A 24,646-nucleotide genomic window follows, 5' to 3' on the forward strand; every position below is an offset into this window, starting at 1 on the left:
ATAGTTTAATTAGGCTTGTACATTACTTCAGCAATTTTCTCTAACATTCTGTTAATCTTTTCAATAGATTCATCTTTGGTAAAAAAACTATTGTTGATTGTAAAGAATGCTGTTTCTAATAATTCATGAAAACCAATTTCAATTAAATCATCAAAATCAATATATCTCATATTCCAATTTTCAAAAATTCGATCTGGTTTCTCGAAATACAACTCATTGATAAATGTATGTCGATCATCCCTTTTTAAGTTTTGAATTAATTGATCCAATTGACTTTTTGGACCTTCAATATATTGTATAAAAATACCCTGCTTAAAAGTAAGGTATCCCGTAATTCTGTGTTCTTTATTCTTTCTAGAAGAATGTTCCTGTAGCTTAGTTAAGCTTTCGTGGTCAAATGGTTCTTTGCTTTCGCTGCTATATATATATCCGTGAATCATATCTTTTCTTTAGGTATCGTAATCATAAATTTAGTGCCTTGGTTAACCGTAGAGTCTACAGCAATTGTACCTCCTGTAGCTTCAATTTGGTTTTTTGTAAGGAATAATCCTAAACCTCGGGCATCTTGGTTAGCATGGAATGTCTGGTACATACCAAATATTCTATGACTAAATTTATCTAAATCAATGCCAATTCCGTTATCCTTTATTTCAATAAATACGGAATGATCCTTTTCGTAAGCCTCAACTTCTATAATTGGGAGTCGCTCATTAGATCTATATTTAATAGCATTACTCATTAGGTTTAAGAAGATACTTTTCAGGTATTCTTCAGGGTAATTAATCCTTAAACCTCTTTCTATATCAAAGCTTACTAAAACACCATATTTATTGATTTGACCAGATAACACATCCATCACTTTCATCAATTCCTCTTTAATCAGCATGTCTTTACGTTCAAGACTAATATTTTGCTGTACTTTTATGGCATCTGATAAATTATTGACTGTTTTTTCTAACTGATGAAGTGCTTTTCTAAATAGATCAATAAAGTTCTCTCTTTCTTCTGCACTCTTCTCATTTTCGTATAACTCCATAAGAGCTAATAAGTTTGAGAGAGGTGAACGAATGTTGTGAGAAGCGATGTAAGTATAGCTTTCTAATTGCTCGTTTTGTAAGGCAAGGGTTTGTGTAGTTTTTTCTGCAATATTTACCGTTTCTTTCCATTGCATTTCTAGCGACTTACTATCACTAATATCAAATACAATGGCAAGTAGCATGGTTCTGTCTTTCTTTTCTAAAGTTTTATTGACTCCCTCGAACTTAAGGAAAAGAGTCTTTTTACTTTGAGTAATGAAACGAACGACTATACTAAATTTTTTCTGTTGAGTGATTTTAGCAAATTCACCTCTGTCTTCTGGATGGATATGTTCGATGATATCATCAAGGCTGTAGTTGTGTTCTTGAGAATTAAACTCAAACCAGTTTAACAGAGTATCATTGATTTTTACAGACTTTTCAGCGTTAGATTTCATCTTAAAAGTACCAAATTGATCTAAATCTGATAACTCAAGATATGTAGAAGCGAGTTGCTTTAGCTTCTTTCTATTTAATTCAGATTGAGTATTGTCTTTAATGGTACCATATAAGTGAGAAACTTTACCTTTGGTCATCTTAGCCATACAGGTAAATTCAATAATATATCGCCCAACTGATAGGCTCATAGTAAAGCTACTGCCATCTTTTATACTATTATTGATTTTACGGGTAAACTCAGTTTTATGGTATTCAGATAACTGTTCTTCGAGACTTCTCCAGAAGAAAGTTTCATATGAATTATAGTTGATGAATTTTTTAGCTTTTTCATCAATATGAAAACTGTTGTTGTCCTTTTGCCAACTCCAAGAATAAATCTGTTGATATTCATATAGTGCTTTAGTTCTTTCAATCACTTTACTATACAATTCAACATTTTTATTTAATTGAATAATAGGACTAAACTCACTTATTGGAATGAACGACAAGATGATGCCATCGCTCTTAGAATTATATGAACCAATTGGAGAAACTCTAAGTAAATAAGATAAGTTTTGTGCATTCTTAATTTCAATTTCCTGGATTTCTTTGCTCTTGATAGCTCGGTCAATAATAGAAATCAAACCATCTTCAATTTCAAAGAAAGTATTAAACTGAAGAATACTTCTACCAATATCTTCCTTTTCTATCCCGAAAAATTTGGATGCATTAGGAGCAATCCTTCTAATCTTTAAGTCTTTATCCAAGTATAGACTGGCAATACCGGCTGACTGGAATAAGTTTAAAAAGTCATCATTAAGGATGGAAATCTCATCCAGTTTATCTTTATATTCTTGGTTAACCGTATAAAGTTCTTCGTTGACGGATTGTAACTCTTCATTACTACTTTGCAGTTCCTCATTTGAAGACATCAGTTCTTCATTGTTTACCTGATAATCTTCGTTGATCATTTCAATCTTCTTATTGGCTCTTTTTAGTTCCAAGTGAAGTTGTTTGATCTCATTTTTGAGGTTATTGATATTATTGTCTTGATCGATAATATCTTCTTCTTTGTCATCATTACTGGTTGAGAATTCAATAATGATTAAGTTTTCGCCATCTGAAGTCCTCATCCTTCTGATAATAATATCAGATTGGTCCTGACTGTTGGCATTTATCTTTAACTTCTTCAGTCTTCTTGTATTACCATCAGCAATTACCTTTTTCACCTCTCTGATAATATCGATATAGATCTCGAATTCTAATGTTTCCTTAAGGACTAATTCAGATTTCGGAAACTTTAAGTATTTGCCTATATCATCAGTTGAAAAGATAATATTCTCATCTGTATCTAATACGATAAAAGAGTTACAGAAATAGTTGATAAGCCCTCTTTCTAATTCTGAAAAATACTTAGTTGGTAGAGGGGCAACTTTTTCCGTTTTCTGGTCTGCTTTTTTTACTTTTTTATTGATTTTTGAAGTGTTATCCATATCAATAATTTTGAACTTTTCTTTAAGTCTGAAGAACTTTCTTTTTACGTTGATTTCTTCTAAATATTTATCAGAGAAGTTTTTCTCCGAAGGGCCTAGGAAGAGGTAACTTCCTTTGTTCATAGAAAACTTAATGGTATTCAGAATTTTATTCTGAGTTCTTTGATTAAGATATATCAATAAGTTTCTACAAGTAATTAGGTCTATATTTAAAAAAGGAGGGGTAGATAGAATATCATGTTGAACAAAAGTGATAATGCTTCTGATATCCTCTTTTACCTCATAATATTTACCATTGAAGTCAAAATACTTTTCTTGGTATTTCTTTGGCAGATGTTGTATTTCACTATCAGAGAAAAAGCCTTCAGATGCTCTGTGAATGGCATTTTCATTAATATCTGTAGCAAATATTTTTATATCTTTAACTGCTGCATTATTACCTAACAGTTCTCTTACTAAAATTGCAATAGAGTAAGCCTCCTGACCAGTACTACAGCCGATAGACCAAATTCTAATAATATCTTTTGTGAGTATTTTTGGCAGAACAACTGCTTCTAAAAATTCCCATTCTTCAGGGTCTCTAAAGAATGTCGTCACACCAATCATAAAGCTATTGCATAGCTTTTTTACATCTTGTGGATGGTATTGAAGGTGATCGTAGTACTCTTTGATAGAATGAATGTCCTGGTATTCCATCATTTTCAAGATCCTTCTGTATAAAGTCTGACTTTTGTACAGGTTGAAATCGATACCTTCATTCGTAGAAACTAAATCAATGATATCCTCAATATTTTTGATGGATTCTTCTGAGGAATTACCATTTTCAATAACCGTTAGATCACTTAAAAGATTTGACATTTCCTTTGTGCTTAAGATATAGTCCGGGTTAGCTGCTTGAATTGCAGAAAAAGGCATCCCATTGAATTTAGCTAAGTCAGGGTGTTGTACCATTGTGATACCACCATAGTCTTTGACAGCTTTCAAACCTTTAGATCCATCACTCCCGGTCCCTGAAAGGACTATTCCAATAGCTTTTTTCCCGATTTCTTTTGCAAGACTATCAAACAGTAAGTTGATAGGATAAGTTAGCGTCTTGTTTTTATCAGATCTTTCTGTAACTACAATTCTATTGTTCTTGATTTGAAGTGTAGTGTGGTTATTGATAAGATAAATATGGTTTCTGAGAATAGCGTGATCTTGGTTTACCTCTACGATTTTTAAATGAGTTACTTTTTCTAAAAGCTCACTCATTAAGCTTTTATGATCTTGAGATAGATGTTGAACAACAATAAAACTTAAGTCATTGTCTGCATGGTAATTGATGAAGAAATCTTTGATGGCCTCTAAGCCTCCAGCAGACGCTCCAATTCCTACAATGTACTTTGGTTGTTCAGTTATCATATCAGTTATCTAGTAAACCGGTTTAAATGCACAAAAACTAAAAATACACTTTGTAATACCTTTTACCTAAATTTATAAAGAAAGAATGTAAAAACTATATTGAATTGATGATAAAATTTCCATTAATTTTGTCATCAAAATAATAACTAAACAATGAATGTAATTAGATCATTTTCTTTAGGTGTATTTTCTATTCTTGTTCTATTTTTTGGAGTAGGGTTATTCCTTCCTTCACATTATGAAGTAAATGAACAAGTACTGATACAATCTAAACCTTCCAAGATATTTTTTTATATAGATAATTTACAAAAGTGGGAAAAGTGGGCTTTTAAGTTAGAAGATCCAGAGAGTAGAGTAGACCCACAGTTTTTAGGTCCAGAAGAAGGAGAAGGAGCAGTACATTCATGGTTTGGAAATGATGGGTCAAAGGCACAATTGAAGATTTTATCTTCGAATCCTTATGATGAAATACAACTACAAATGATCACAAATGACGGGGCATTTATTTCTGATATAGTGTTCACACTAGAAGGAGGTGATCAAGGAACATTAGTTACTTGGAATGAGAAAGGTGATTTTGGATTTAATCCAATGGTGAGACTTGTAGCCTATATGTCTGACTATAACAAAAAAATAGCCACTCAATATCAAGTGGCTTTAGAAGAACTAAAACTGGTAGTTGAGTCTAGTAAAACTACCTCAATACAATAACTCCACCGAAACGCCCTGTTTCCATAGGAGCAGCTTTTCTTGCAGAGTAGAACCTATGATCTGTGTAAGTATCAAAAGGTAGAAATTGAATGTTTTCTGAAGGAATATTGAAAGCATTACACTGTGCCAGTTGAGCTGCTTCTATATTTAAAAATGCTTTGCCTTCAATTGGATGAGGTAAAATAACTTCATCTATAATTTCTGGATATGCATTTTTGAAAAGTTCAATAACGTCTTCACCTATTTCATAAGATTCTTTTTTGATGAATGGTCCAAAACAAATAAGAATATCTTTTGCTTCCGATTCAAACTCATCCATCATTTTTTGTAGTGCTACTGAAAGAATTTTTAATTCAGTACCTTTCCAACCTGAATGTACAACACCAATGACCTGTTTTTGAGGGTCGAATAATATGATTGGGGTACAGTCTGCAGCCAAGGTTAATAAACCAATGTTTTTGACATTAGTAATAATACCATCGGTTTCAGGAAAAGGGTTTTCTTCTTCAATTAAAGAAGGTAAGTGCTCTTCTTTTACGATGGCAACTGTATTCGTATGTTTTTGCTCTCCAACAAAAAGTCGTTCGCAACCAAGAATTTCTTTTACAATTTGTCTATTGGCTAAAACATCTTCTAATCTATCTTTATTGATGTTTCCCAAGTTTAAAGTATTGAATGGTGGTTGACTCATTCCACCTGTTCTGGTGGTTATAAAATGATTTATTTGGTGCTTATAGGGTTCAAGTAAATCGAATTGTAATTTGGGGATCATAGGCTTTTAATGGAGGTAAACAGTGGCCATGATAGCCACTGTTATAAATATTTTTATTTGCTGTTGTGTGCGTAGATCTGTTCGATCGATATTGTGCCTTCATAAATGGCCTTACCTACAACAACTGATGGTATTTTTGCTTCTTCTAAAGCGACTAAGTCTTCATATTTACTAACGCCTCCACTAGCAATTAATTCCATATTTGGGAATTGTGCTATAATTTCACGGTAGAGTTCAGTATTGGGACCTTGCATCATACCGTCTTTAGAAATGTCAGTACAAAGTACTTTAGTAATTCCTTTAGTAGTGTAATCTTGAAGATAATCAAAAAGTGGGACTTTCGAATCTTCTTGCCATCCACTAACAGCAATCATTTTATTTTTTGCATCTGCAGCAAGAATCATTCTTTCTGCGCCAAACTTCTCAATCCATGAAGTGAACTTCTCTGGCTCTTTAACAGCAATACTGCCACATGTTACCATTTCAGCACCATGATCAAATACTTTTTGAAGATCTTCGTCCGACTGGATACCTCCACCGAAGTCAACAACTAAAGAAGTATTGGAAACAATTCTGTCTAAAACACCATAGTTTACCACATGTTTCACTTTTGCTCCATCAAGATCAACTAAGTGTAGACGTTTAATTCCTGCATCTTCAAACTGCTTAGCAATGACTAAAGGATCGTCCGCGTAAACAGTTTTTTGAGCATAATCACCTTGTGATAATCTTACCAATTTACCATCAATTAGATCAATGGCAGGGATGATATCAAGTTTGTGAGACATGTTAGAAGTTTGTTATAAAGTTTTGAATGATTTTCTGTCCAACATCACCACTTTTCTCTGGGTGAAACTGTGCTGCAAAGAAATTATCCTTATGCAATGAGGCACTGTATGGATTAACATAATCTGTTACAGCAATAGTGTTTTCACAAAGTTCTGCAAAATAACTATGTACATAGTAAACATAATCATTTTCATGAATGCCTTTGTAAAGATCTGTTTTTAGATCATGAATATTATTCCACCCCATATGAGGAACTTTCAAAATTTCACTTTGGAATTTCTTTACGTTGGTATCGAAAATTCCTAAGCAATCAGTATCCCTTTCTTCTGAATGATTACACATTAATTGAAGTCCTAAACAAACACCTAAAGTCGGTTGTTTTAGGTCTTTAATTAATTGATCTAACTTACGTTCTTTCAAGTAATCCATTGCAGACTTTGCTTCTCCTACACCAGGAAAAATCACTTTGTCTGCTGATGTTATTTCTTCAGGATTGTCTGTTAGGATAGGATCAATTCCGATACGTTGTAATGCATAACGCACAGATTGAACGTTTCCTGCGTTGTATTTAATAATAGCAACTTTCATTCAACAGTTTTTTTGTTGGTGCTTGACAGCGTTTGATTTTACTTCAAAATTAAGATTCTTTCGACAGAATGAAAACACCATTGATAATTTTAATAAAAAAGGAGGGAATCAATGATAAATTTTCATCAATTCCCTCCCTTGTTAAAGCAAAGTGCCTAACTAAAATTCAATATAGTAAGCATCATTAGCTGGAATCGAAATACTAGTACCGCTTTCATCAGCACTGTTAAAATCAAGCTTAATGTTTTTGCCAGATATTAAGTCTTTAGCATCAATCACTTCATTACCTTTTAATCCTATTGCTTCTTGAACAATCGTAGGAATGATTACTTCTGTTGTAATTGCCTGATTCTCAAAATTGGCAACAACTAACACTCTTTGGTTTCCAACGTATCTGATAAAAGAATAAGTTTTTTCAGAGTTGTAACTAGAATTAGTATTATTGAATTGCTGAAGATCTATAAGTTGACCTTTTCGGATAGCAGCATCATTAGTAGATGCATGAAGGATTTGCTTGTATTTATTTCTTAAAGCTTTTTGAGCATCAGATAATTTTCCACCATCATATTTATGGTCATTGACCCACTTTTGATGTTCTGGAACACCCCAATAATCAAAAATGGTTGTTCTACCATCATCTCCACTAAAACCAGACTCACCAGCACCAGGTTCACCTACTTCTTGTCCAAAATAGACCATTACCGGACCACTACCTAGTGCTGCACTAACTGCCATGCCTGGAATACCTGGGTAAGGGTTTTTAGAGAATTCTTTTGATGCAATACGTTGCTCATCATGGTTCTCTAAGAATCTTAACATATGGTTGTTGAACCCATCCATATCTTTCCAAACCTTAGTTAGGTGTGCAAGTGAAGAGCCAGGACGGTCTTCCATTACAGCTCTTAAAGTATCGTAAACACCAACTTTATCATATAAGTAATCGAATTTACCAGTGAAGATATAGTTGCGGTATTCTTTAGGATTATAAACTTCTGCAATAAATCTAATATTAGGATTAATAGCTTTGATTTGAGGAATCATCCAAGCCCAATATTCAACAGGGACCATTTCTGCCATATCACAGCGGAAACCGTCAACACCTTTTTCTGTCCAATATTTTAAGATAGCAAGTGTTTTTTTCCAAGTTGAAGGCACATCTCCATTAATATCAAACACTTTTTCGCCATTTCCAGATAGGTGATTGACACCATAATTTAAACGCACAGTTTCAAACCAATCATTTACAGAAGGTGTATTAGTAACAGCTCCATTACCAGATACCTTAGCTGGGTTTTCGTTGAACTTGCCGTCTGCAGTTGGGAATTTATCCCCACCTAATGGAACATATCCTGAAGGAACAACAAATGGTTTTCCAGGGATATAATAGAAATTGTTGTTGGCTTCAAAGCCTACTTTTGTATTGTCATCAGCTCCTAGGTCTACAACACCTTTAGGCTTTTTGTCAGAATGATATTTTCTTGCTACATGATTGGGAACAAAGTCAATGATTACTTTTAAACCATTTTTGTGCGTTCTTTCAATCAATGATTCAAACTCTTCTAAACGGTTGTTGACTTTGTTGGATAAGTCTGGATTTACGTCATAGTAATCTTTAATGGCATAAGGAGACCCTGCTCTACCTTTTACAACATCGGCATCGTCAATATGGATTCCATATTTTCTATAATCAGTGATAACGGCATGCTCAATTACCCCTGTATACCAAACGTGAGTAGCCCCCAAGTCTTTGATGCCTTGAAGTGCATCGTCATTAATATCATCAAATTTACCAACGCCATTATCTTTCAGTGTACCCCAAAGTTTATTGGTAGAATTTGTGTTACCGAATAACCTTGTCATCATTTGGTAGATGATGATTTTATGATCTTGAATGTCTTCTGTGGAAGTAGAAATTTCGAATGTATGTTTCAATTTTTGTTCTTCTTGTTGCTGATTAGAGGAACAGTTTACGAATAAACTACCCATAAAAAGGTAAACGAATACACGTAAAAAGCTGTAGAATTTTGTCATTATTTACAATTTATGATAGGGTTAAAAAAAGCAAAACTCTTCCAAGTGTTTCTTAGAAGAGTTTGTTTGTGTTGTTAAAGCGTTATGATTTTTTGTTGTAAGGACGCTTTTCATTTAATTTTGTGGCTATTTTATACAAATCTACTTTTGATAAAATTGTATCATAAATTCCCTGGTGTTGATCTACTTTCTTAAGATCATCTTGCATTTGAACGGCAACTGTAAACGGATTTGTGTCTTTCAGTTGTTTTTTCAAAACGTTTAGATAATCCTTATCTTTTTTGATCGCATTAAATACAATTTCTTCGATTTCGTTCATTACGAGATTGATTTAAAATTTAAAGTAAAATTGGAAAATATTCTATGCTATATTAATCAAAAAATGTCTTGAAAAAAAATTCTTGTTATACAATTTATTCTGCAAAAGTCATTTTATTTAAGCATGGATAGTAAGGAAAATAGATACATTGGTAGTAAAGGTTCAACTCAATTGATTAATGGCCGAAGATTGAGAGAAATGATTTCCTTTTTTTATAAAAAAATGATTAAATTCAATTCGAATTAAAAAGCAAGAATAATAACAATAAACCAGATCAATGAAGACACTATTACTAATAAGACATGCTGAAGCGGAATCACCTTATTTTGGAGTAGAAGATAAATTAAGAGTATTAACCCAACAAGGATATATGCAAGCCATGCATACCTCAAAAAGGATTAAATCTGGCACATATATACCTGAAATAGTATTTTATTCTGATGCTGAAAGAACTAAGGCAACCACTCAGGTATTGTTAGAACAATTGGAAATCCCTGAAGAGGCATCTTTCGCAGAATCAGACTTTTATGATGCTACAGTGGGTAGGCTATTAGATTTTGTCAATGAAAGAAGTGATGAAGCAGATTGCGTGGCTATCGTTGGACATAATCCAACATTGTCGTTTTTTGCGGAGTATTTAACCGGAGAGGAAATTAATTCACTGTCGCCTGCAGATGCTTTGGTCATTACATTTGATTTTGACTCTTGGGCACTTATTTCACAAGCGACAGGACAATCTTTGGTTAGATATACTGGTCGCTAATTTTAAGGTAATAGGTCTTTTAATTCATTGAAATCATTAACGATTATATCAGGCTGAATGATCGCATTCTTCGTTAATTCTTCTCTGTATTTTCCCGTTTTGACTTGTATAGCGGTGAGATTTGCTTCTTTTGCACCCTGAATATCACCAATAATATCATCGCCAATCATTAATAAGTTATTCGGAGATATATTGATTTTTTTTATTGCTGATTCATAGAATTCTTTTTGTGGCTTACCAATACAAATAGATTCCTTGGATGTGGCAAACTCTAATCCTTTAATGAAGGCTCCAATATCAATTCTAAGCCCATCAGAAGACTTCCAAAATTTTCCTTTGTGAAGCCCAATAATATCGCTTCCATTTAATATTTTATTGAATAATGAATTCATTAATTGATAATCCCAATTCTTACCAATATCTCCCACAATAATTGCTTCTGGGTTGTCAATATCTTTTTTTAAGTCTTTGTAGAATAATTCTTTTATCGAGTGTCCACCTAATACTTCTACCGTATTATACTTTTTTTCTTTTACATAATTCAATGCAGCTAATGGAGGACTTAGAATTTCATCACTCGAGACAGGTATACCCATATTCGTTAATCGAACAAATAACTCGTCAGAAGTTACTCCAGAAGTATTGGTAACAAACAGGAATTTATACCCTCTATTTTTTAATGTGTTGATACTTTCGATTACTCCATCAATGAGTTGAGAGTCATTGTACAATACGCCGTCAAGGTCGCATAAAATACCTTGTATATCTTGAAGTTTCATGGTCAAAAAGGATAATTAATTTATTAGTTGAAATACATTTTAAATCGTCGAATTAGCTAACAGGCAGTGGCTTCTACATAAGTAGTTTTTTCTTGGATACCTTAATCATTGACTTTTGTCGCTATTTTTAACTAAACATAACACCTATTAGAACATACAAACAATGATAGTACTTACCTATGTATTACTTTTGTACTTAATAAAATTAAACTAGTATGAAGCTGTCATCTTCAAAATATCGGTTTTTCCTTTGTTTTGTTGGTGTTTTACTACAATCCTGTATCTCTGCAAATTTTAGAGAATATGAAAATGCTACTGTGAGGTTTATAAGATCTACACCTCTGCCACAGCCAAGAGCATATATGGGTTATTGTAGCAATGGGACATCAACGTTTGTAATAGGAGGGGAAAATAAATCGGGAGAAAACTTCGATAATATCTTACTATTTAATATAGATAGAGAAATATGGAGTGAATTGACTCCTATACATATACGTGCTGAAAAGAATATTAATGCAACGACTGTCAACGGTTCAATGTTTCTATTGAATGGAAATGAAAGTAAACACGACGAAAATATTGACGACATAGATATCAACGTTAGAGAAGTCAACTTTAACGCACAAATACCATTTTTAAAGGACGTATCAGTAAATCCTCAACCTTTATACAAATCTGGGTTGGCGGTATCAAAGAATATCATCTATGCTTTTGGAGGGATGTTAGATGAAGATACCTATTCAAATACCTTGTATTCCTTCAATCCGGAAAACAGTACTTGGAAACAATTGGCAAGTATGCCAAAGCAAATGATTACCTATGGAGCTACTGTTGATGGAAAAATATACACTTTTGGTGGTAGAAATGAAAAAGCAGTAGACGATATCTTTATGTATAATATAAAGGTGAATCGATGGGTAAAAGTGGGTAAATTACCAGAACCAATTGTCGACGCAGCTGTTACACAATACCGTCACTATATCATTCTTTTTAGTAACGAGCAGATTTTTATCTATGATACTTTAAAGGGTAGTTTGAAAAGATATCAAACAAATATTGGCAAGTTAAGAGGAATGGGAGCGACTATTTCTAAAGATAAATTGGTTATCTTTGGAGGTATCAAGCAAAATTCATCAGGAAAAGAACAATATTCATCAACAGTGTTTGTATTAGGTATTGATAAACTGTTGAATTAGTGTGCTATTAATACTGTTTCAATTGCAATCCAACTATGGAAAAAATTACTACTGATATACAAAAATTAATTAGAAATCACATTAAAGAAATGGAACCCTATTCGTCTGCAAGAGACGAATTCGAAGAAGTTTCAGATCAAAATGTATTTTTAGATGCCAATGAAAATCCATTTGGCACAGCTACAGGTGAGCCTTACAATAGGTATCCAGATCCATATCAAAGAGCAGTAAAGGAAAAGCTTTCGGTGCTTAAAGGTATTCCAACAGAAAATATTTTCTTAGGAAACGGAAGTGATGAGCCGATCGATTTGCTATTCAGAGCATTTGTTGAGCCTCAAAAGGAGAATGTTGTTATTCTTCCTCCTACTTATGGTATGTATCAAGTAAGTGCTGCATTAAATAATGTAGAATTAAGAAAAGTGGCTTTAACTTCAACATTAGATTTAGATGTTGAAGGTATATTAAATGCAGTTGATAATAATACTAAGATCATCTTTGTATGTTCTCCGAATAACCCTACAGGTAATGCAGTTTCATCGGATAAGATTATTCAACTATTAGAGCAATTTAAAGGTATTGTAGTGGTTGATGAGGCTTATATCGATTTTTCATCTGAGCCTAGTTTTATTGGAAAATTAGAGGAGTATGAAAACCTTGTTGTATTACAGACCTTCTCTAAAGCTTGGGGTATGGCAGGTCTAAGGTTAGGTATGATGTTCGCTAACAAACAGGTAGTAGATATCTTTAATGTTATCAAACCTCCATATAATATCAATCAACTGACACAAGAGAAAGCATTAGAGGCACTTGATAATGTTGATAAGGTAAAAGAGATGGTAGCTACTTTGCTTTCTGAACGTCAACGTTTAGAAAAAGAACTTAGTGAGATTTCAAGAGTGAAAAATATCTTCCCTTCTGATGCTAACTTTATTCTAATTCAAGTAGAAAATGCTACAGACGATTATAATAAATTGGTAGAGCAAGGGATCATAATTCGAAATAGAGCAAAAGTATTATTATGTGACGAGGGGCTGAGAATTTCTATAGGTACACCTGAAGAAAATAATCGATTCCTTGAAGCATTTAAAGCATTGTAGCTAGAATTACTTGCAAAAAATAAGCCACTGAAATTAAGATTTTCAGTGGCTTATTTTTTATTTGAAGTGGAATCTAATAGTGGTAAACACTTTCAAATACCTGTCTCCAACCATTTTTACTTTTATAGACTGTTTCGCCAATAGATTTAATTGTACTAACGCCAGTAACGTTGGTAGAGAGTACAGCATCAGCGTCAGCAAGGTCAGCTTTTCTTGCAAGTACCCTTTTTACCTTGTACCCTTTATTTTCTAAATCAGCGATAATATTCTTACGACTAATTCCAGAAACACATCCCACAGAAACTTTTGGAGTAAATATTATATTGTCTTTTACCCAAAAGATATTTCCGCTAATAGTCTCAGCTATAAATCCTTCTTGACTTAAAAGGATAACATCATCAAGAGACTTCTTTGTTTTTTCTATCCCTGCTAATGTATAAGTTAGAGAAGATAAGGTTTTACAAAACGAAACCGGCGAAGCTGCTACACAAACAGTTTCAGCAAAGTCTGTTTCTAAACCACATCGAGGAGGGGTTGGAATATATTCATCAACAATTAATGCAAACTCACATTCTTTTGAAGTAGGGGTGTATAATCCTCCTTCACCTCTCCAGAGCATCAGCTTTATTCTGCATTCTTCAGGTAAGTTATTTTTCTTTTTGAGTTGAAGAACTTGTTCGTTGATGTAGTCTGTAGTCAGAATATTCTCAGGAACTTCAAAAAGTAACTCTTTCGCACCTTTTGAAATTCTATCCAAATGATCTTGTAAAAAGCGGATGTTTCCATTGTTAGTGATCATGGTTTCAAAGATGCCATCACCATATTGTAAACCTCTATCTGTAATAGAAACTCCTGCTTTACTAGTTTTTATTATTTCATTATTTAGAAGGATATAACTCATCATCCTAGTAGTTTGTTAGTACCTTACTTTAGACATTTCCCTCGACTGGTCCTTTGCTTTTAAGTCCTGTCGTTTGTCATAAAGTTTTTTACCTCTAGCTAAAGCAACTTCAATTTTAGCTAAACCTCTGTCATTAATAAATAACTGAGTAGGAACAATTGTAAAACCGTTCTCTTTTACTTTTTTATCTAGTTTAGTTAGTTCTTTTCTAGTCAGTAAAAGTTTACGATCTGCTTTGGCTTCATGGTTATTATGACCTCCCATTTCATAGGGAGCAATATGCATACTTCTTACGATCAATTCATCACCTATAAAAAGACAGAATGCATCTTGCAAACTTACTTTTTGCATACGAATTGATTTGATCTCTGAACCTTTTAAAGCAACACCTGCTACGAATTTTTCAATAAACTCGTATTCATGTGACGCTTTTCGGTTCTTTATTTTAACCTTTTGTTTTATGTCTAGTTTTTTTCCTCCCATCACTAATTCTTCTTAATCGTAATTGCTTCTCCATTAAGGATAGGTAAGATACTACAATAATCCTCTTGTGCACAAAATGATAGATCAGATTTTGCTTTTAATCCGCTTAATCTTTTCGCGTGTGAAGCATAATTTTGTATTACGTCTGCCACCTTACCATTGGCTTGTTGGTATTGAGCTAATGCCATAAAGCTAGCATCGTCTGTTAACTCTGCTTGGTCTTGTAATCTATGAATTAAAGCACCAGCAAATAATGTGTCTTCTAAGCTAGGATTGCCTTTCCAGCCTGCACATATAATGACAATATCTTGGTTTTGTTCCTTGAGATATTCAGCAACAGTACCTACATTCAATAAAGCACCAATAATAACTTCTTTGGCAGTCTTCTTTGCTTCAGTAATAGCAACCGTTCCATTGGTAGTTGTCATGCAAATATCTTTACCATGATACTCTTCTTGCATATGCTCAAAAGGAGAGTTGCCAATCGTAAACTCTTCTACTTTTACACCACCTCGTTCACCGGCAGTGATAAAGCCCTTTTTTTGATATTCCAATGCTTCCTCTACTTTTATAACAGGAATAACACTATTCACACCAGCATTTAAACCGGCAACCATGCAAGAAGTGGCTCTTAAAACATCTGTAACTACGGCAATTTTGCCTTCTAATTGATGTAAAGATAATATTTCAGGTGTGAGACAAGTCTCAATTTTAATCATAACTAACCAATAAACTGTTGTCTGAATTCATTTGCTTTTTGCAATTCAAGTAAATTTAAGGTAGGAGTGATACCTTGGAAATCAGACAGTGCTTTAACTAAAGATTCTGTGGCAAGATTCCCTGTAAGGTCATCTTTTGCCATTGGACATCCCCCTAAGCCTCCTAAGGCAGAATCAATTCTTTTGCAACCTACATTCAAAGCGGTTTGAGCAAACTGATAAGCTTCAGACGGATGACAATGCAAATGTACACCCAATTCAGATTCTGACAATATTTTTGAGGCTTTTTCAAACAATACTTCAACATCTTTCACAGTTGCACTACCAATTGTATCAGCAAACGAAATAATTTTAACCCCCATATTGTGGAGTTTCTTCGCCATTTCTAATACCATATCAGCATTACTGAACTCTTGGTAGGGATTTCCAAAGCTCATAGACAAGTATACAACAAATTGTTTTTGATGTGAGTGACAGAGCTTTAAAATGTAGGCCACCTCATCCAGCGCCTCATTGATAGATTTATTTGTGTTTCTACGCTGGAACGTCTCAGATACAGATAAAGGAAAACCTATATATGAAATTTCTTTATGTGAAATTGCTTCTTGTGCACCTCTAACATTAGCTACTATAGCTAATAATTTTGTAGCGGTGGTTGATAAGTCTAGTTGAGATAATACTTCTTTGGTATCTCTCATTTGTGGAATTGCTTTTGGAGAAACAAAACTCCCAAAGTCTAAAGTGTGAAACCCTACTTTCAGTAACTTATTAATGTATTCGGCTTTAACGTTAGTAGGGATGAAGTCTGATAGTCCTTGCATTGCATCACGAGGACACTCAATGATGTTTACCATGTGTTTATTTATTGGTGATCAATTTTCTTTTTTAGGTGTTTTTTATAAAGCCATTCTCCAAGGAAACAAGTTCCGAAAATAGAGAAAGCGATGATAATGCCTGTTGCGTTTTCTTGAATTTGTTGAATGGTTAGTATGATGAAAGCTAGAATGCAACATATAAATCCAATGATTGTGATGGATTTATTAGCAAATATAGTTTTTCGTTTTTTAAAAGCTATGAAATTTACAATACCGAAAATTACAAGAAAGCCTGCAGAACCTGAAGTTGAAATACTTTCAAGGTCGATTGTGTTCGCAATAACCAATGTAAAAATGGATATGATTAGTAACCCTAGAGGCTTGCCCCATAATTGTTTGGTGAACTCTTCTGGTAACTCATGATATAATGCTACCTCATAATTCGTTCTGCTTCCACCTAATAATGTTGCATTGATAGCAGAGAAAGTAGAAATCATTGCAGCAATTGATATAATAGTAAATCCAATTTGCCCAAATTTTGGTTTTGCAGCCTCTGCTAATGCATAGTCCTGCGCTTTTCCAATATCAGCAAAGTCAAGAGATCCGACAGTAACAACAGCAATGGCAATATAAAGGAGTATCACAAAAATAACCGAGTAGTAATAGGCCTTTGGTGTATTTTTCATTGGATGTTTTATGTCTGGAGCAGAGTTAGCAATTAACTCAAATCCTTCATATGCGACAAAAATAACCATTCCGCCGGCTATTAATTGTACAGGACTTTCCCAGTTTTCTGGTGAAAGCTGTATAAAATTGGGGTTCTCTGTAATTCCCCAAAAACCTGCTGCTACAAACGCCAATAGAATAATCAGTTTAATGATCACAGCAAAGGACTCAACTTCCCCTACGACTTTAATACTGTAGTAATTGATAAAGGTAGAAAACAGGATGATAGCTGATATGAAAATATGTTTATCTACAATATGATCTCCGGTGATATCAAACATTCCTGAGGCATAAGCCCCAAAGGCACTAGAGTATAGTGAAAGCATAATAATGTAACTTACCCAAAGCATATTATTTAGCCCACCACTTAAAACGGAATACCCAAAACCTTCATAAATAAAACGAACAGTACCTCCTTCATCTGGATAGGCGACAGAAAGTTTTGCATAAGAGTAGGCTGTCATTAAGGCAATACACCCTGCTACTAAGAATGATATCGGAACACCTCCTTTAGCTAATTCTACAGATAAACCAAGTACGGCAAAAATACCTCCACCGACCATTCCTCCAATACCAATTGAAACTGCGTCTTTTAAGCCTATTTGTTCTTTTTCTTCTTTCTTGTCAGTCATTTATTGAAGTTTTTTAGAAATGTTGATTATATAATATAAAGGAAATTGTCTATGAAATACAGAATTACTTTTCGATAAGGAATAAGTTCTTGTTTAAGAAAAGTATTTTTTAATAATAGTTATATTTTAAAAACTAACTCAACTATTTCTATGTCATACTTAAAGGCTAATAACCAAGAAATTTACTTTGAAGACAGAGGGGAGAATAGTGCTCCTGCTGTTATTTTTTTGCATGGTTTTCTTATGGATTGTACCATGTTTTTATCACAAATGGAAGCATTGGAAGATGAATACAGAGTGATAGGTATTGATGCAAGAGGATTCGGAAAGACACAATGGGATGGCAAAGCATTTACACTATACGATACTGTGAATGATACTATTGCTGTGATGGATCATTTAGAGATTGAAAAAGCATCGATAGTTGGTATGTCTCAAGGAGGCTATGCTGCATTAAGAATGGCATTAAAAGCTCCGAATAGAATTAATTCTCTTGTGTTAGTGAGTACATCAGGGCATCAAGACTCAAAAGAAGTGAAAGCGGGGTATTTAGAAGTGAGAGATACTTGGCAATCAGTGGGATTGGTACCTCCATTAAAAGAGGGATTGATGACAGGTATTTTAGGGCCACAAGAAAAGTATAAAGAATATTGGGACATGTGGTCTGATAAATGGGAAAGTAGGACTGCTGAACAAATCTTTCATGCCATGAACAACTTAATTGAGAGGGATGATATTCTACATATAATCGAAAAAATTAATATCCCATCTTATGTGATACATGGAGAGTTAGATAATGGTGTTCCTTTTGAACAAGGAGAATATTTAAGTAATCATTTACCCAATTGTAAGGGGCTGTTGATTGTAGATGGAGCAGCTCATGCCGCTATTATGACAGATGCTAAAAAGATAAACCCAAGCTTGAAATCATTCTTGCATAAGACCAATATGGTGACTTTGTAAAGAGTAGTATTATGTAGTGTGAATAGTAAATTTGTGAAGTAAAAAAGGCCATCTATGAAAATAGATGGCCTAATTATTTATTCTTTAATAGAAAGATTAGATTACTCCGTACGCTAATAATGCATCAGCAACTTTAACAAAGCCACCAATGTTAGCACCTTTTACATAATCTACCCATCCGTCTTCTTGACCGTATTTTACACACTTAGAGTGGATTTTCTTCATAATATCTTGAAGCTTCTCGTCCACTTCTTCAAAACTCCACTGTAAACGCATAGAGTTTTGTGTCATCTCAAGACCAGAAATAGCAACACCACCAGCGTTGGCTGCTTTACCTGGGCCATACATGATGTGATGTTTTTCAAATACCTTAATTGCACCAATTGTAGAAGGCATGTTCGCTCCTTCACAAACTAGGATACAACCATTTTTCATTAGAGTTTCAGCATCGTTTTCATCTAACTCATTTTGAGTTGCAGAAGGGAATGCTAAGTCAACTTTTACACTCCAAGGTCTCGCATCTGCTGTATATGTTGCAGAAGGATATTTTTTTGTGTATTCAGCTAATGAAGCTCTTTGAACATTTTTTAAATCTTGAATATGAGCAAGTTTCTCTTCGTTGATACCTTCTGGGTCATGTAAGAAACCGCCTCTATCAGACATTGTTACAACAGTTGCTCCTAATTGGATAAGCTTTTCAGCTGTATATTGTGCAACATTACCTGAACCTGAAACCGCAGCAATTTTACCTTTAAAGTCATCGTTACGTACAGCTAGCATTTCTCTAGCGAAATATACTGACCCATATCCAGTTGCTTCAGTTCTTGCATTTGAACCACCAAAAGCAAGGTTTTTTCCAGTAAGTACACCTGTAAATTCGTTTTTAATACGACGGTATTGACCGTACATATAACTTACTTCTCTACCACCAACGCCAATATCGCCAGCAGGTACATCGGTGTCTTTACCAATATGTCTGTAAAGTTCTGTCATAAAAGCTTGACAGAATCTCATGATTTCTCCATCAGATTTTCCTTTAGGGTTAAAGTCGGAACCACCTTTAGCTCCACCCATCGGAAGTGTTGTTAATGAGTTCTTTAGTACTTGTTCGAACCCTAAGAATTTAAGTGTACCCAGAGTAACAGATTTGTCAAAACGTAATCCGCCTTTGTATGGACCAATAGCTCCGTTAAACTGAACACGATGTCCACGGTTAACACGAATGCTACCTTCATCATCTTGCCAAGTTACCCTAAAGCTGATTACTCTATCGGGTTCTGTCATACGCTCTAAGATTCTAGCGTCTAAATACTTTTGGTTTTCGTTGATGAAAGGAATTAATTTCTCAGCTACTTCTTCCACTGCTTGATGGAATTCAGGCTGCCCAGGGTTTCTTCTTACAAGACCCTGCATGAAGCTTTGTAATTCGAGCTTTTGCATTTAACTAATAATGGTTAGTAATAATTCTAATATATGTGTTTATTTCCTACTTTTTTGAAAGATCCACCTTACAAGATAATAAAGTTATATCATCTGCATAGGCTTGGTGACCTTTAAAAGTGTTTAATAGAGCGATCAAATTTTTGTGCATTTCTTTCTGCTGAAAATCAATATTAGCAGTAAGGAATTCCTCTAATTTGTCATCTCCTAGCTCTTCGTCCTCGTCATTGTAAGTCTCCGTAAAGCCATCTGTAAAGCCAAAAACGAAGAACTCTTGCAAGTTATTAATTTCTCCGACTTCTAAGAAAGGTAATTCAGAAAAAGAACCTAATATTGTTGTACCATCTTCTAACCTAGAGAATTTATTTTTATGGTATAGAAAAGGAGGGTTATGTCCAGCATTAATAAAACGGAGATTGGATGTCTCCATATCATATTCCATAAAGAAAGCAGTGATGAAATTTTCACCTTCCGCACTTTCTAAAATCTGATAGTTGGCCTCATGTACTATACTTTCCAAATCAGTACCTCTTCTTGCCATTGCTCGAATTGTTCCTTGGAAATTGGACATCAAGATTGCTGCAGGTACACCTTTACCCGAAACGTCAGCAATAGACATTAAAAACTTGGTGTCTGATAATGGAATATAATCGTAGTAATCTCCTCCAATAGAGTGGTGAGGCATATAACTTGCATGTACCGAAACAGGAACATCATTCCCGTAAGGTAATTCTTTTGGGAAAAGCATTGTCTGAACATGAGAAGCAATTGTTAATTGTTTCTTCATTTCCTTTTGCTTTTCTTCTTTTCTAGCAAGCTTTTTATTTTCTATCGCTACAAGTATAATGTTACTTAAAGCTTCTGTAAAACCTTGGTCAATAAAGTCACTATGTTGATCTGCAGTACCTACCAATGCATAAGCCAATACTTCATTTTTATGTTTGATTGGTATGATAGTATCAAATTTTTCAAATCCATCAGGATGATTGATAATATTTGTAGTACTGATATAATCTTTAAATGCTTTTGGGAAATTGACAGTTTCATCATGGTCATGCGAACCATAGTTAACAAACCTCTCAAATTCTTGTGATTCTTCATCGATTACAAACAGAATAAGATTGGTGATACTAGGGTTAGACGATAATGTAAGTTTGTAGATAGTATATAAATCCTCTTCAGATTTATTGGCGTTAATGGCACTTATAGTCTCAAAAAGAGATTCTAATTGCATTTCTTTTAGCATTAAGCGCTTTTGATCAGGATTCGCCATTGTTGTTAATATAAATTGTCTTAATTGTTCGAATTTGAATGTGGATCATAGGCATCACGTAACCCATTTCCAATCAAGTTAAAAGCCAAAACAGTAAGGCTAATAGCAAGACAAGGGAAAATAATAAGATGCCAATGTCCGGTAGGGGTTAATTCACTTAAACCCTCTTTAATCATTGTTCCCCAAGATGGCATAGTTGGAGGTCCTCCTAAACCTAGGAAACTTAATCCTGCTTCAATAAGGATCGCAGAAGCAAAATTTGATGCACATATTACAGCTAAAGGCCCCAAAATATTGGGTAAAATATGGTGCATAATGATTTTATAGTTGGAGAAGCCTAATGCTTTAGTTGCTTCGATATAGTCTTTCTGTTTTATAGAAAGAATTTGCCCTCTTACAACTCTGGCCACATCGACCCACATTGTAATACCAACTGCTACAAATGTGACCCATATATCTTCACTTTGGATGGCAAGGCGAACAGCAACTACTAACATAATAGCAGGAATAGACCAAGTGATGGTCATTAACCACATTGCAATTCTATCAATCACTCCTCCAAAGTAACCTGAAGTAGCTCCTATTAATATACCAATACTAAGTGAAATAATCAGCGAGATAAAACCTATGGTCAGGGATACCCTTGTGCCGAAAATTAGTCTACTAAGGACATCGCGACCAATTTTATCGGTACCCAAAACAAATGTGCGCATTTGCAAACATTTCTCATTGAACTCATTCAAAAGTTCTTGTTTACTGACGGTCCTAACATTCTGTAATCCATCTAGGTATATCACGTCATCTTTTCGAATGACATAATTGTGAGCCAAGTTAATACCAAGCTTTTGTGAAGGTGATGCATAAATTGATTTTACAACATCAATCAGTGGTAAACTTAATTCTAGGCGAGTGGTTGTATGTAAAGATCTTTTTTCCAAGCCAGGGTAGACGATAAAGAAAACGGAGTCTCTTTCAATTATTGGATCACCTACAATTGGAATATCTTGATAACGATTTTCTTCACCTTCTATAATTTTTTCAAAAACTGAAGGTGTAGGAATATGTATGTTTTTGCGTTGTTTTAAAACCTTCACTGTAAACATTGGAGGTTTCTTGGGTACTTCAAGTAAGCCGTCATTAGCGAAATGCGAATCATCGGGCATAATGAGATAACCCAACACTGCAACAAAGCTCAAAGCAATAATATATATTGTTGAAACTACAGCAGGTTTGTTTTTCTGAAATCTCTTTTTGATGAAGTGAGAAGGTGACTTATGTACTTCGTATATACTCATCTATGCGTTTTCGATCCGTTGGTTATTGAGCGTTGTGTGCGAATAAACCTTTTTTTGATGCCAAATAAAAAAAAGAAGTATAATGTTCTTCAAAATCATCCATAGTGATTTCTATTTCTTCTTCTGGGCTGTTAAAACATCTTACCCAACCTTTTTCAATAGTTGTTTTTAAGGTCAGTTTAAGTGATTCCTCACTCAAATTTGTTTCTTGCTTTAAGTTGTCAAAAGAAGTGACAAAATATAATTCATCAAGAACAAGGTATTCTTCTTCAGTCATAAAAAAATAATTCTGCTTTACTCACTCAAAAATAGTAAAAAGTCTATTAAACACTAAATTTTCTATCTTTCCATGTATAATTTGAGAAAGTAGCCATTAAACCAATAATAACGGCATATAAAGGATAGAAAATTGATATTATAGGCACAAGCCAAAGATTATTTTGATCTCCTTGCCATTTTAATATTCCTTTCAAGTAGTAAAGCTCTATTCCAATTCGAAGCATAAAAGTAACAAAAAAGAGCATTAAATTACCATTAAAAAAGAATGTTGAAGCTGCTGAAAGGTAAAAAAATAAATGAAATAGAAAAATAAAGATACTCGTTAGTTGTGGTCCTCTATTTTTATAGTGCTTCCACTTACTTGCCCAACGTACTCTCTGCTCAATGAATGTCTTAAGATTATTTGGTGGAGGTGTATTGACAATGGATTCTTTATTTTTAAGAAAAATGATTTGATTTGGGTTGTTTCGAGCAAGCTGATGTAAGAAAAACTCATCGTCACCAGTTGGAATATGTGCATGCTCTTTATAGTTGTTTTGTGATAAAAAAGCCTTTCTCTCAAAGCATAGGTTAGCCGCATTACACATATTGGCTCTCTTTCTGCGTATACTAGCAGCTCCTGTGATGATCAATGATGAAAATTCAACATTTAATATTTTTTCCCATAGAGAATTCCCATTTTGGAATCGAACAGGACCAGAAATCATTTTTGCACCAGTTAACCTATGTGCAGAGACAAATCGATTGACCCAATGCTGATGATGAAGGCAATCAGCATCTGTGGTGATAATCAGCTTTGTTTTTGCCTTTTCTACAGCAAGTCGTATAGCTTGCTTCTTTCCTGATAGTTTACTTGGGAGACGATAAACTTTTAATCTTTCAGATTCAAAAGACTGAAGTAGTGTATAAGATTGATCTGTGGAATGATCATCAACAATAATGAAATTTATATACTTGTAGGTCTGATTTTTTAAGGACTGAATAAGTTGAGGAATGTTTTTTTCCTCGTTTCTAACTGCAATGACGACAGTAACATCTGTTGAAGCACCTTCAATAGGTGTATCTAAATCATAAGGATAATTTCGGTTCCATCGTAATCTTAATTGAAGTAGTCCAAAAATATAAATGATTACAAGAATAAAAAAGATATTTTCCAATAGATGTGTTTGTCTATGTTTGATGAAAGATGCAATATTGTAAAAGAAATTATTACATCATCTAAAAGCATTGAAAATGTCATTAGAAATAGGACAAAAAGCACCTGATTTTAAAAGTGTAGATCAGGATGGAAATGAGATTACTCTTTCTCAGTTTAAAGGGAAAAAAGTTGTTTTATACTTTTATCCAAAAGATATGACTCCTGGTTGTACAGCTCAAGCTTGTGATTTAAGGGACAATTATGAAAAACTTCTTGCTGAAGGATATGTAGTGCTTGGTGTAAGTACTGATTCTGCGGAAAGACACCAAAAATTTATCGCAAAACATGAACTTCCATTCCCTCTAATTGCTGATACTGAACACGTAGTACACAATTTATACGGTACTTGGCAATTGAAAAAAACATTCGGAAAAGAGTATATGGGGACAGTTAGAACCACTTTTGTAATCGATGAAGAAGGAAATTTAACGGACATTATAAAAAAGGTGAAGACTAAAGAGCATACTAATCAGATAATTAATTAAGTTTGCATTCGGAAAAAAATTAAGGAGAAATCCTTATCATACAT

General features: G+C 34.0%; 24 protein-coding genes. 6 read left to right on the forward strand and 18 right to left on the reverse strand.

What is annotated here, in order from left to right:
• Window positions 1-5: 5 nt before the first annotated feature.
• Together HGP29_RS04250 and HGP29_RS04255 are read right to left on the reverse strand one after the other, a co-directional pair.
• The gene (locus HGP29_RS04250; RefSeq protein WP_168881103.1) at window positions 6-440 is read right to left on the reverse strand and encodes a BLUF domain-containing protein; all 435 of its coding nucleotides are present in this window, start codon (window positions 438-440) and stop codon (window positions 6-8) included.
• Window positions 437-4,348, reverse strand: coding sequence for a CheR family methyltransferase (locus tag HGP29_RS04255; RefSeq protein ID WP_168881104.1), 3,912 nt, complete (start codon window positions 4,346-4,348; stop codon window positions 437-439). Before HGP29_RS04255 ends, HGP29_RS04250 begins: the two co-directional genes overlap by 4 nt.
• Window positions 4,349-4,501: 153 nt before the next feature.
• On the opposite strand from HGP29_RS04255, the gene HGP29_RS04260 reads away from it, so the two are divergent.
• A complete protein-coding gene (locus HGP29_RS04260) occupies window positions 4,502-5,059 on the forward strand; it encodes an SRPBCC family protein (protein ID WP_168881105.1) in 558 nt (185 codons plus the stop codon).
• Here the strand turns inward: HGP29_RS04260 and pgeF are convergent.
• The 5 genes from pgeF to HGP29_RS04285 all read right to left on the reverse strand — a co-directional run bounded on the left by pgeF (window position 5,043) and on the right by HGP29_RS04285 (window position 9,558).
• Window positions 5,043-5,750, reverse strand: a complete 708-nt coding sequence (gene pgeF / locus HGP29_RS04265; protein WP_211093195.1) for a peptidoglycan editing factor PgeF — start codon at window positions 5,748-5,750, stop codon at window positions 5,043-5,045. The genes HGP29_RS04260 and pgeF overlap by 17 nt on opposite strands.
• A gap of 134 nt (window positions 5,751-5,884) precedes the next feature.
• Window positions 5,885-6,619: a 1-(5-phosphoribosyl)-5-[(5-phosphoribosylamino)methylideneamino]imidazole-4-carboxamide isomerase gene (hisA, locus tag HGP29_RS04270; RefSeq protein ID WP_168881107.1), complete on the reverse strand. Its 735-nt coding sequence runs from the start codon at window positions 6,617-6,619 to the stop codon at window positions 5,885-5,887.
• A gap of 1 nt (window position 6,620) precedes the next feature.
• On the reverse strand, window positions 6,621-7,208 hold the full coding sequence (gene hisH / locus HGP29_RS04275) for an imidazole glycerol phosphate synthase subunit HisH (RefSeq protein WP_168881108.1): 588 nt from the start codon (window positions 7,206-7,208) through the stop codon (window positions 6,621-6,623).
• A 159-nt stretch (window positions 7,209-7,367) separates the two neighbouring features.
• On the reverse strand, window positions 7,368-9,239 hold the full coding sequence (locus tag HGP29_RS04280; protein WP_235958253.1) for an alpha-amylase family protein: 1,872 nt from the start codon (window positions 9,237-9,239) through the stop codon (window positions 7,368-7,370).
• An 82-nt stretch (window positions 9,240-9,321) separates the two neighbouring features.
• Entirely contained in the window at window positions 9,322-9,558 is a 237-nt protein-coding gene (locus tag HGP29_RS04285) for a hypothetical protein (RefSeq protein ID WP_168881109.1), read from the reverse strand.
• Between the two features lie 277 nt (window positions 9,559-9,835).
• On the opposite strand from HGP29_RS04285, the gene HGP29_RS04290 reads away from it, so the two are divergent.
• Window positions 9,836-10,321 carry a SixA phosphatase family protein gene (locus HGP29_RS04290; RefSeq protein WP_168881110.1) on the forward strand — a complete coding sequence of 162 codons (486 nt, stop codon included), beginning with the start codon at window positions 9,836-9,838 and terminating at the stop codon, window positions 10,319-10,321.
• A 2-nt stretch (window positions 10,322-10,323) separates the two neighbouring features.
• Here HGP29_RS04290 and HGP29_RS04295 read toward each other — a convergent pair whose 3' ends face one another.
• The gene (locus HGP29_RS04295; RefSeq protein ID WP_168881111.1) at window positions 10,324-11,100 is read right to left on the reverse strand and encodes a TIGR01458 family HAD-type hydrolase; all 777 of its coding nucleotides are present in this window, start codon (window positions 11,098-11,100) and stop codon (window positions 10,324-10,326) included.
• A gap of 215 nt (window positions 11,101-11,315) precedes the next feature.
• On the opposite strand from HGP29_RS04295, the gene HGP29_RS04300 reads away from it, so the two are divergent.
• Window positions 11,316-12,296: a Kelch repeat-containing protein gene (locus HGP29_RS04300; RefSeq protein ID WP_168881112.1), complete on the forward strand. Its 981-nt coding sequence runs from the start codon at window positions 11,316-11,318 to the stop codon at window positions 12,294-12,296.
• 35 nt (window positions 12,297-12,331) lie between these two features.
• Window positions 12,332-13,393, forward strand: coding sequence for a histidinol-phosphate transaminase (hisC, locus tag HGP29_RS04305; RefSeq protein WP_211093196.1), 1,062 nt, complete (start codon window positions 12,332-12,334; stop codon window positions 13,391-13,393).
• 73 nt (window positions 13,394-13,466) lie between these two features.
• Here hisC and HGP29_RS04310 read toward each other — a convergent pair whose 3' ends face one another.
• Genes HGP29_RS04310 through HGP29_RS04330 form a run of 5 tightly spaced genes read right to left on the reverse strand, consistent with a single transcriptional unit; the run spans window position 13,467 to window position 17,669 of the window.
• Window positions 13,467-14,297, reverse strand: coding sequence for an aminotransferase class IV (locus HGP29_RS04310; RefSeq protein ID WP_168881113.1), 831 nt, complete (start codon window positions 14,295-14,297; stop codon window positions 13,467-13,469).
• 12 nt (window positions 14,298-14,309) lie between these two features.
• A complete protein-coding gene (gene smpB / locus HGP29_RS04315; RefSeq protein WP_168881114.1) occupies window positions 14,310-14,777 on the reverse strand; it encodes an SsrA-binding protein SmpB in 468 nt (155 codons plus the stop codon).
• A 2-nt stretch (window positions 14,778-14,779) separates the two neighbouring features.
• On the reverse strand, window positions 14,780-15,496 hold the full coding sequence (locus tag HGP29_RS04320; RefSeq protein ID WP_168881115.1) for a 2-phosphosulfolactate phosphatase: 717 nt from the start codon (window positions 15,494-15,496) through the stop codon (window positions 14,780-14,782).
• 2 nt (window positions 15,497-15,498) lie between these two features.
• Window positions 15,499-16,350: a beta/alpha barrel domain-containing protein gene (locus HGP29_RS04325; protein ID WP_168881116.1), complete on the reverse strand. Its 852-nt coding sequence runs from the start codon at window positions 16,348-16,350 to the stop codon at window positions 15,499-15,501.
• Window positions 16,351-16,358: 8 nt separating this feature from the next.
• Complete coding sequence (locus tag HGP29_RS04330) at window positions 16,359-17,669, reverse strand: APC family permease (RefSeq protein ID WP_168881117.1); 1,311 nt, start codon at window positions 17,667-17,669, stop codon at window positions 16,359-16,361.
• A 150-nt stretch (window positions 17,670-17,819) separates the two neighbouring features.
• Here HGP29_RS04330 and HGP29_RS04335 point away from each other — a divergent pair, with 150 nt between their 5' ends.
• Complete coding sequence (locus HGP29_RS04335; RefSeq protein WP_168881118.1) at window positions 17,820-18,632, forward strand: alpha/beta fold hydrolase; 813 nt, start codon at window positions 17,820-17,822, stop codon at window positions 18,630-18,632.
• Window positions 18,633-18,728: 96 nt separating this feature from the next.
• On the opposite strand, the gene gdhA is transcribed toward HGP29_RS04335, so the two are convergent.
• The 5 genes from gdhA to HGP29_RS04360 are packed head-to-tail and all read right to left on the reverse strand — an operon-like array spanning window position 18,729 to window position 24,076.
• A complete protein-coding gene (gdhA, locus tag HGP29_RS04340; protein WP_168881119.1) occupies window positions 18,729-20,072 on the reverse strand; it encodes an NADP-specific glutamate dehydrogenase in 1,344 nt (447 codons plus the stop codon).
• Between the two features lie 46 nt (window positions 20,073-20,118).
• Window positions 20,119-21,345 carry a PP2C family protein-serine/threonine phosphatase gene (locus HGP29_RS04345; RefSeq protein ID WP_168881120.1) on the reverse strand — a complete coding sequence of 409 codons (1,227 nt, stop codon included), beginning with the start codon at window positions 21,343-21,345 and terminating at the stop codon, window positions 20,119-20,121.
• A 20-nt stretch (window positions 21,346-21,365) separates the two neighbouring features.
• The gene (locus HGP29_RS04350) at window positions 21,366-22,640 is read right to left on the reverse strand and encodes an ABC transporter permease (protein ID WP_168881121.1); all 1,275 of its coding nucleotides are present in this window, start codon (window positions 22,638-22,640) and stop codon (window positions 21,366-21,368) included.
• A 22-nt stretch (window positions 22,641-22,662) separates the two neighbouring features.
• Window positions 22,663-22,917: a hypothetical protein gene (locus HGP29_RS04355; protein ID WP_168881122.1), complete on the reverse strand. Its 255-nt coding sequence runs from the start codon at window positions 22,915-22,917 to the stop codon at window positions 22,663-22,665.
• 46 nt (window positions 22,918-22,963) lie between these two features.
• Complete coding sequence (locus tag HGP29_RS04360) at window positions 22,964-24,076, reverse strand: glycosyltransferase (RefSeq protein ID WP_168881123.1); 1,113 nt, start codon at window positions 24,074-24,076, stop codon at window positions 22,964-22,966.
• A 76-nt stretch (window positions 24,077-24,152) separates the two neighbouring features.
• Here HGP29_RS04360 and bcp point away from each other — a divergent pair, with 76 nt between their 5' ends.
• On the forward strand, window positions 24,153-24,602 hold the full coding sequence (gene bcp, locus HGP29_RS04365) for a thioredoxin-dependent thiol peroxidase (RefSeq protein WP_168881124.1): 450 nt from the start codon (window positions 24,153-24,155) through the stop codon (window positions 24,600-24,602).
• The last annotated feature ends 44 nt before the right edge of the window (window positions 24,603-24,646 follow it).

The sequence above is a fragment of the Flammeovirga agarivorans genome (assembly GCF_012641475.1).
GTDB classification, from domain to species: domain Bacteria; phylum Bacteroidota; class Bacteroidia; order Cytophagales; family Flammeovirgaceae; genus Flammeovirga; species Flammeovirga agarivorans.

Bases quoted from the DNA above. Each gene is read 5' to 3' on its own strand.
- HGP29_RS04250 (WP_168881103.1), bottom strand. From the start codon at position 440: ATGATTCACGGATATATATATAGCAGCGAAAGCAAAGAACCATTTGAC.
- HGP29_RS04255 (WP_168881104.1), bottom strand. From the start codon at position 4,348: ATGATAACTGAACAACCAAAGTACATTGTAGGAATTGGAGCGTCTGCT.
- HGP29_RS04260 (WP_168881105.1), top strand. From the start codon at position 4,502: ATGAATGTAATTAGATCATTTTCTTTAGGTGTATTTTCTATTCTTGTT.
- pgeF (WP_211093195.1), bottom strand. From the start codon at position 5,750: ATGAGTCAACCACCATTCAATACTTTAAACTTGGGAAACATCAATAAA.
- hisA (WP_168881107.1), bottom strand. From the start codon at position 6,619: ATGTCTCACAAACTTGATATCATCCCTGCCATTGATCTAATTGATGGT.
- hisH (WP_168881108.1), bottom strand. From the start codon at position 7,208: ATGAAAGTTGCTATTATTAAATACAACGCAGGAAACGTTCAATCTGTG.
- HGP29_RS04280 (WP_235958253.1), bottom strand. From the start codon at position 9,239: ATGACAAAATTCTACAGCTTTTTACGTGTATTCGTTTACCTTTTTATG.
- HGP29_RS04285 (WP_168881109.1), bottom strand. From the start codon at position 9,558: ATGAACGAAATCGAAGAAATTGTATTTAATGCGATCAAAAAAGATAAG.
- HGP29_RS04290 (WP_168881110.1), top strand. From the start codon at position 9,836: ATGAAGACACTATTACTAATAAGACATGCTGAAGCGGAATCACCTTAT.
- HGP29_RS04295 (WP_168881111.1), bottom strand. From the start codon at position 11,100: ATGAAACTTCAAGATATACAAGGTATTTTATGCGACCTTGACGGCGTA.
- HGP29_RS04300 (WP_168881112.1), top strand. From the start codon at position 11,316: ATGAAGCTGTCATCTTCAAAATATCGGTTTTTCCTTTGTTTTGTTGGT.
- hisC (WP_211093196.1), top strand. From the start codon at position 12,332: ATGGAAAAAATTACTACTGATATACAAAAATTAATTAGAAATCACATT.
- HGP29_RS04310 (WP_168881113.1), bottom strand. From the start codon at position 14,297: ATGATGAGTTATATCCTTCTAAATAATGAAATAATAAAAACTAGTAAA.
- smpB (WP_168881114.1), bottom strand. From the start codon at position 14,777: ATGGGAGGAAAAAAACTAGACATAAAACAAAAGGTTAAAATAAAGAAC.
- HGP29_RS04320 (WP_168881115.1), bottom strand. From the start codon at position 15,496: ATGATTAAAATTGAGACTTGTCTCACACCTGAAATATTATCTTTACAT.
- HGP29_RS04325 (WP_168881116.1), bottom strand. From the start codon at position 16,350: ATGGTAAACATCATTGAGTGTCCTCGTGATGCAATGCAAGGACTATCA.
- HGP29_RS04330 (WP_168881117.1), bottom strand. From the start codon at position 17,669: ATGACTGACAAGAAAGAAGAAAAAGAACAAATAGGCTTAAAAGACGCA.
- HGP29_RS04335 (WP_168881118.1), top strand. From the start codon at position 17,820: ATGTCATACTTAAAGGCTAATAACCAAGAAATTTACTTTGAAGACAGA.
- gdhA (WP_168881119.1), bottom strand. From the start codon at position 20,072: ATGCAAAAGCTCGAATTACAAAGCTTCATGCAGGGTCTTGTAAGAAGA.
- HGP29_RS04345 (WP_168881120.1), bottom strand. From the start codon at position 21,345: ATGGCGAATCCTGATCAAAAGCGCTTAATGCTAAAAGAAATGCAATTA.
- HGP29_RS04350 (WP_168881121.1), bottom strand. From the start codon at position 22,640: ATGAGTATATACGAAGTACATAAGTCACCTTCTCACTTCATCAAAAAG.
- HGP29_RS04355 (WP_168881122.1), bottom strand. From the start codon at position 22,917: ATGACTGAAGAAGAATACCTTGTTCTTGATGAATTATATTTTGTCACT.
- bcp (WP_168881124.1), top strand. From the start codon at position 24,153: ATGTCATTAGAAATAGGACAAAAAGCACCTGATTTTAAAAGTGTAGAT.